Source organism: Carboxylicivirga linearis (assembly GCF_018271995.1).
Classification (GTDB): Bacteria; Bacteroidota; Bacteroidia; order Bacteroidales; family Marinilabiliaceae; genus Carboxylicivirga; species Carboxylicivirga linearis.
In genome coordinates this window covers 1-7,804 of sequence record NZ_JAGUCO010000046.1, presented here as the reverse complement: position 1 = coordinate 7,804, position 7,804 = coordinate 1, and the positions used below count along the sequence as shown (strand labels likewise).

Annotated in this window: 7 protein-coding genes; 4 read left to right on the top strand and 3 right to left on the bottom strand. The window is 33.1% G+C overall.

The window, feature by feature from the left end:
- The first annotated feature begins 100 nt into the window (after nt 1-100).
- From KEM10_RS23070 to KEM10_RS23055, 4 genes are all read left to right on the top strand, one after another.
- Entirely contained in the window at nt 101-337 is a 237-nt protein-coding gene (locus tag KEM10_RS23070) for a DUF4248 domain-containing protein (RefSeq protein WP_212220488.1), read from the top strand.
- 528 nt (nt 338-865) lie between these two features.
- Nucleotides 866-1,102, top strand: a complete 237-nt coding sequence (locus KEM10_RS23065) for a DUF4248 domain-containing protein (RefSeq protein WP_212220485.1) — start codon at nt 866-868, stop codon at nt 1,100-1,102.
- A gap of 355 nt (nt 1,103-1,457) precedes the next feature.
- A complete protein-coding gene (locus tag KEM10_RS23060; RefSeq protein WP_212220482.1) occupies nt 1,458-3,002 on the top strand; it encodes a Fic family protein in 1,545 nt (514 codons plus the stop codon).
- Between the two features lie 484 nt (nt 3,003-3,486).
- Nucleotides 3,487-4,704: a site-specific integrase gene (locus KEM10_RS23055; protein ID WP_212220479.1), complete on the top strand. Its 1,218-nt coding sequence runs from the start codon at nt 3,487-3,489 to the stop codon at nt 4,702-4,704.
- Here the strand turns inward: KEM10_RS23055 and KEM10_RS23050 are convergent.
- From KEM10_RS23050 to KEM10_RS23040, 3 genes are all read right to left on the bottom strand, one after another.
- On the bottom strand, nt 4,663-5,214 hold the full coding sequence (locus KEM10_RS23050; protein ID WP_212220476.1) for a helix-turn-helix domain-containing protein: 552 nt from the start codon (nt 5,212-5,214) through the stop codon (nt 4,663-4,665). The two genes, KEM10_RS23055 and KEM10_RS23050, sit on opposite strands and share 42 nt — an antisense overlap.
- A gap of 1,135 nt (nt 5,215-6,349) precedes the next feature.
- The gene (locus KEM10_RS23045; RefSeq protein WP_212220473.1) at nt 6,350-6,988 is read right to left on the bottom strand and encodes a hypothetical protein; all 639 of its coding nucleotides are present in this window, start codon (nt 6,986-6,988) and stop codon (nt 6,350-6,352) included.
- Between the two features lie 140 nt (nt 6,989-7,128).
- Nucleotides 7,129-7,683: a hypothetical protein gene (locus KEM10_RS23040; protein WP_212220470.1), complete on the bottom strand. Its 555-nt coding sequence runs from the start codon at nt 7,681-7,683 to the stop codon at nt 7,129-7,131.
- Between the last annotated feature and the right edge of the window lie 121 nt (nt 7,684-7,804).

Genomic DNA, 7,804 nt, shown 5'->3' with positions numbered 1-7,804 from the left:
TACTTTTATTACTATTTATTACCATGTTCTACATTCCTTTTGAAATTGCATTCTATTTCTCTATAATTGAATCAGAAAAATGCAAAAATGACTCATTAAAATGATATTTAGAAGAACGATATTGAAACAAGATTTGGCCATTAAATTATATCCACAAAGCTCAAATATAAATGCAGCGATGCAGCTACTCAGGAAAGAAATAAAACTGTCTCCGGAATTAAATAACCGACTTGATCTGTTGACAAGAAATAAACGAGCACATTATTATACACACAAAGAGTTGGAGGTGATCCTGGAACATTTTGGTATCAGTCAGGAAGAATTTGAGTTGTTATAAGAACTTCTTTTGGGAAATCATGGCAAAATGTACTGAAAAACTTGCGAAAACAGGCTCAAAAGAACTATCTATAACAATAAACAGATAGCTTTTGAGTGCTTCTTTATGCTTCAGAGTACTTTCATAGTATATACAGACTATATCCAGAATATATTGCACTTGCTTTTATAAGCTTTGTCCATTTTGTAAGGTATAATTAGAGTGCTTTTTGAATGCTTGCGAAATTTATGAGGGTACATTTAGGATGCTTTTCTCAGTATCAATAGTGCTTGACATAAATCTCCACCAATATGAAAACAACAGCTATTATTAAATGGTGAAAATGCTTCATTTATGGGAGTATATTTTAAATGCTTTTAAGGTGATTTTTAGAGTTTGTAGAGTATGAAGACAAAAAAAATGTTCTATCTGGTAGTGATTGGCATAGCAGTGTCCGAAATTGGCACAGCTGTAAGTCGTTAACTTTGTGATTAATAATATAATTTTACAGCCATCAAAATGAAGTAGAATAATATTAAACGCAATAGGATGATATTACCCCGAACAATATTAAAACAAGATTTAGCTAAAAAACTATACCCACAAAGTTCAAATACAACTTCTGCCATGCAATTCTTAAGGAAAGAAATAAAACAATCACCAGAATTAACTTCCAAACTCGATTTATTAGCCAGAAATAGGAGAGCACATTATTATACACACAAGCAGTTGGAGATTATTCTGGAACATTTGGATATCAGCAAGGAAGAGTTTGTAGGATTGTAATTGCATCTAAAATACCCGTTCGGGTATAATTTGTAACCATATTGGTCTATTTATACCCGATAGGGTACAAACGATTCATCTCATATACATGATACATTTAAGGAGAAAGCATAATTAAATACTGCAACAAACCAATTCTGAAGCATTTTTAGTATATATCTATGTATCATTTTTAGTATATAACCACTAGCAGCCTCTTTATCACAAAATAGAAGACAACTCAAAGCAGTAGTTCATACCAAAGTGATATAAAAAGTAATTATTTTTCACGATACAACATAAAATGTAATCGTTTTTCACAAGAAGTAATTGTTTTTCATATTATCTTAGTAACCAAAATTCACACTAAAGAGGCATGAGTAATCGTTTTTCACAAAAGGTAAGCATTTTTCACGGTCAAACACTTCCTGAAGAGGGAATCTTAGCTGGCTATGCTTTATTACTTCAAGAACTAGAAGAAAATACAAATATCACATTGCCTCTTCCAAGGCAACTTTCCATCATTACAGATAAACATCAAAGATATAATACAGAAAATTGGCAAGTGTTTACCAAAAGACACAAACCCAATGACAATCTAATTAGTCATATTGTTTTTGCTTTAAAACACGAAGGAATCGATTTATTAATTCTAAAGTCAATATTTCAATATATTGGTGAAAAGCAAATTACAGAATTTATACTAAGTGAACCAACCGGACAATACGCTAGAAAAATTTGGTTCTTATACGAATGGCTATTAGGAGTTAAACTTGATATACCTGATTTAAAAAAAGGCACTTATGCTGAATTAATAAATCCCAGCCAGCAGTATCCTGGACCTACAGAAAACTCTACCAGACATCGAATAAAAAATAACTTACCTGGCACACCTGAATTTTGCCCTTTGATTAGAAAAAGCGAAAAACTAGAAGAATATATCGCTTCTAATATTAGAGAGTCAATTGATAACGGACTGGACAATAGGGATAAGGATCTTATAAAAAGAACAGCTGCATTCCTGCTATTAAAAGATTCAAAGGCCTCCTTTGCCATAGAAGGAGAATATCCTCCAAATATGAGAGCTAGAAATTGGGGTAAAGCAATAGGACAAGCTGGCAAAAAACCTTTGACTCTATCTGAAATAGAACGCCTTCAGCATGTTGTTATTGGCTCAAAGAAATTAAAAAACATGGGTATAAGGCAAGGAGAAGGCTTTATTGGAGAACATGATCGTGAAACGTTTTCACCTATACCCGATCACATATCTGCTAAAGCAAAGGATCTCAACTCATTGATGAATGGATTATTAAACACTAACAATCTTCTTCAGAATAGCACCTACGATCCAATACTTACGGCTACAACTATTGCATTTGGGTTTGTATTTATCCATCCGCTTTCTGATGGAAATGGAAGGATACACAGGTATTTAATACATCATATTTTGACATGGATGGGCTATACAAAACGAGATATGATATTCCCTGTTTCATCTGCCATTTTAAATAGGATAAGTGATTACCAGGATGTATTAGAAGATTTTTCATCTCAAAGAATCGATTTAATTGAGTGGGAGCCTACGTCCGATCATAATATAAAAATATTAAATGATACCGCTGATTTGTATCGTTACTTTGATTTAACGCCTCAGGCGGAATTTCTTTACGAATGTGTTGAAGAAACAATTAATAAGATTATTCCAGACGAAATCAATTACCTGGAAAAGTATGATAATTTAACGAATAGAATTAACTCTTTCTATAATCTACCAAACTCAAAAGTAGACCTACTTATTAAGCTATTAAATCAAAGTAATGGAAGATTATCTAAGAAAAAGAAAGAAAATCATTTTGATGAACTTACAGATGAAGATATTGCCATTATTGAGGAGTATTATCAGGAGATATTTATAAGCTGAGTTTGATTTTCTTTCAACTGCATATTTTTTGGACATTTAACCGGACTCTATTTAAAAGGTTATCACCAATCCAATATAAAACATTATATTTGAGCAATAGAGGTCATTACAGAGCATGTAAAAACAGTCGTGTTTTGAACCTTGTGCCGAGGACTTACCGAGGACTTTAAATTACACCGACATAAAGCACTGAGAATAGGCAAAATAGATCTATAGTTCGTTTTCCTCTCTCTCCGCTGAAAGCGAAAGCAATTTAAAGCAAAACCCTGTAAGTCAATACTTACAGGGTTTTTTAATGCGCAAATGTGTGCACAAAAAAGCAGAACAAAGCATATTTCGCGGTGGACTTCAGGTGGACTTATATTTCACGATTTTAGTCCACCTCGAAAAAATCTAAAATGCGCTGTAATGCTTGCTATGTCTTAGTTTTTGATTCCTTCTTGATGAACTCATAGGTATAATTTTACATCAAAATTTAAACATTATGAGTAAGCTAGAAAATGACACATGGATCTTGTTCTACATTAAAAGATCTAAACTTCTTAAAAACGGTGATGCACCCATCTTCGTACGTATAACTGTGAATAAGGTGAGAGCTGAATTTGGCTTAAAAAAGAGTGTTGTTCCAGACCTCTGGAATGAATCCAAACAGCGCGTTAAGGGAAAATCAACATCTGCAGAAGATATTAATGCTGCAATAGAGAAAACCATCAAAAAAATTGAGGCTACCACAACTTACCTATCCATGCAAGATGTCGAATTAACATCTGAATTGATAAAAGAGAATATAGTTGGTAAAAAAGAGGATCGGCGCACAATCCTCAAAATATTTAAGACACATAACGAAAATGCACGAAAACTGATAGGTATAGATTTCGCTGAAGATACAGTCGAACGCTACGAAACTAGTTTTATGCATACAAAAAACTTTATTAAGTGGCAGTACAAGCGTGAAGATATGCCGTTAGATCAAATCAACCCTCACTTTATTAGTAACTACGAACTATACTTTAAAACAGTAAGAAACTGCTCGCATAATACAACAGTCAAATACCTTAAAAACTTTAAAAAAATTGTTCGGATTGCGCTAAGTAACGATTGGATAAAGAAAGACCCATTTGTAAATATTAAATTAATATTAGAGCCTGTAGATCCTGTTTTTCTTACTAACGAAGAGCTACTAACAATCATCAATAAAAAGATTACAATAAAAAGAATTGAGCAAGTTAGAGATGTATTTGTGTTTTGTTGCTTTACCGGTTTAGCCTTTTCTGATGTAAAAACATTAAGATCTAAGCATTTTTCTTTAGAAAATGACGTGGATACCTGGATAAATAAAAAGCGCACAAAAACAGGTCAATTAAGTACCGTTTTAGTACTTGATGCAGCTAAGCGCTTGCTTGAAAAATATAAAAACCATCCTGACGTTACAGAAAAGGGAATGTTATTACCAGTAATCAGCAACCAAAAGACAAACCAGTATCTAAAAGAAATTGCAGATATATGCGGAATAGACAAAAATATTTCTTCTCATTCCGCCAGACATACATTTGCAACTACTGTTTTGTTAGAAAATGATGTTCCAATAGAAGTAGTATCAAAAGCTCTTGGTCACTCTAATATTAAAATCACCCAACATTATGCGCGAACAACGCAGAAGTTAATAAAGAGGAATATGGAGAAGATTAAAAGTTTGTATTAAAGAATTCAAAATTCTGAACATTTTAGCGCATAATTTCAATTCAGTTTTGATTTTATGCGCTCTTTTTGAATTAACAATCCCATTGCAACATACAGACAAACCCGTTGTAATGGGCTTAACTCTTCGCAGACGTTTTTGAGGCTTAACTAAACCATGTTTTTTGAGGATATTATGTACTATCAAAACAGTTAGCATAGCATCTCCGGGGAAATCACTATACAACAGTTTCCATATTTTCTTGGCACCCCAAAGCTTATGATTTTCTTTCAGCTTAAGTATCCTATTTACCACTTTTTCATTAGTGGCATTAGGGTGTATGCCTCTGGGTTTTCTTGATAATTCCCGTAATCCTTCATAACCATCTTCCTCAAATCGGGAGATGTTTTTGTAAGCCGTTGGACGGGAGATGACAAATCTCTTACAAAGTTCCGAAATGGAATATTTACCGGTTCGCCATTCACAAATAAATTCAATTTTCTGTTCCATAATCGTTGTGTCTTTCCAAGGCATGGCAATCTGATTTTTAAATCAAATTTCGTCCTAAAAAGTGTAAACTATGTCCCTTTAACTTTGTAAAGAATGTCCCTTTAACGTACCCAATTGCTGGCAACGGCTAGGCTATGAAGCGTAAGTGAAATTTAACCAGACTCACTCTCGAACTTCACCGAGCCAAAGCGTTGTATTTGTTTTTATCTTTTTTATTTCAAAAGCCAAATCAACGATTTGGCGCTGCCAGCCGAAGCTAAGAACCGACCAAAATTAGTCGACTCACTTATGCTTTATGAGCTATTGTTGGGCCCCGTTATTCCTACTAGTATGCTTTAACATAAACGATTCTCTTGTGAAAAATAGTCTAGCAGGCATAATTGTTTCAAACAATAAAGAGTACAAATCCAGAATAGATTTAAACTTTCCAACATACCTACCATGGATACTTTATATTATTACTGTTTTAAAATAATACTTCTAGTTATTGAGAAAACAACAACAAGAACAAAAAGTATTAATGTCATTATTAGATAATTAGTGAAGTACTTTTTACCGACTTTCCTTATATTCATGTCATTACCATATTTTCTTGAAATCTTTTTATAATATCCTTTGGTTATCAAATAATAAAAGTGAATAATTAAGGAAATTACAAGCAAAATTGTATCCAGAACCACAAGAAAATAAAGAGATATCGGTTTCCCAATCATTAATGTGCATAAGTATAATAGAACATGAATAAAGAATAAATTAGCGAAATGACATGTGTTTAAAAGATATATAAGAGCTTGAACCTGTTCCCTCTTGCTTTTCATCCTAGGTGGAACTTCATTCTCACTTCCAATATTAGCAATCAGTATTTTATAATATATATTCATGTATTTGTATCAAATTTAAAGCAATCCAAATATTCTTTTTGCGTAGTTTACAACTAACGTTTTATTTTATATTCCACTATATATCTGCATGTTACCTTAATGATTTAATCATGTCTTTTGTGAAATGTGTGAAATGCTTACCAACGTTGGCTGGATGAAGTCGTGGCGCATTAGTCGTGGTGTCGTGTCACCCGTTAGGGGGACTAAGACGGTAGACTAAGGTGTCAGGACGAGCAACCCGCGCCATGCTTTATTTCCAGCGTGTTGTACACTGGCATTTATTCATATATTGTTTTAAATTCTTCGAGTTTCATTATCTCCTTGATTAAACCTTCTTTCGTATATTTTATTATTTCCCATTCATTATCTCTTATTTTCCTAAATTCCATCATTAATGATTTATCTTTTGCAAATAATTGAAAGTCCTGATTTGGTATGCCTTTTGAATAATGAATTACTTTTTTTGTGACACCATTTTCATGCAAGTAATTCCACTTACCGTCTTTATGTCCATCAATATAATGTCCTGATGCTTTAATATAATATTTCTGTTTAGGAATTTTATTGATAATTACATTGTAGACACATTCAGAATATGATTTTATTGTGTCGATACCTTTAGATATTGGAATGCTTATACCACAATGTTCTCCATCTTCAAGAGGCCTATATTTATAATTAATTGTTTCCATTCCTGCAGAAGTATCTCCATCCCAATGTACAATTTCAATATTGTAAACTTCTTCTGTTAGTCCATACTCGATCCAATCTCCAATTTTTTCCCCTTTAGAATTAATTTGATTAAATATTTTGTCATTTAATTTTATGTATTCTTTTTCAAGGTAAATTGTATCATTTTGAGCATAACAATTCCAATAAACAATTAGAAGTCCTACTATTAATATTATGGTTCTCATATGCTTGTGTACAACGTTGGCTGGATGAAGTCGTGGCGCGTTAGTCGTGGTGTCGTGTCACCCGTTAGGGGGACTAAGACGGTAGACTAAGGCGTCAGGACGAGCAAAACCAGCCATGCTTTATTTCCAGCGGGTTGTGGCTAGTTTTTTATTTTTTCGATATTAAAATAGCATTCTCGAACAACATTAATTCCTGTTAAATTTTTGTTGTAAGGAATCTGAGGTTTTTTCCTTTGTTCAATTCCTAGGAGATAGTCCCTATTTAATTCAGATAAACTTGTTACTGGACTAACAGAACCAATTCCTATTTTATCTTTATTAATATCATAGCTTTCAATAATCTGAAAGTTTTCAAGTGCATTAATATGTAAATAAGATAAGTCTAGCAAATCAAGGCAATCTGGATTAATTATACTGCTAGGTATTTGTCTTCCGAATATTTGGTCATTATTTAAAAAACACAGACCAATCCAAATTCCGCTTCCCTCTTCCTTGAAATCAATCACAATTGCAGTTCTTTGTATACTATCTAAATTAAATTTCAAACAGTGTCCGAATTTAATAGGAAGTACTGAAGTATCAATTCCATTCCAATCTGGTTTCATAAGTTCAGGAATTGGAGCTTTAACAGGTTGACTGTTATTACAACCAAAAGCAATTAGTCCAAGAATCAATATTATACTTATTCTATACATCTTTTTCAAAATTAGCCACAACGTTTGCTGGATGAAGTCGTGGCGCGTTAGTCGTGGTGTCGTGTCACCCGATAGGGGGACTAAGACGGTAGACTAAAGTGTCAGGACGAGCCGACCGAGC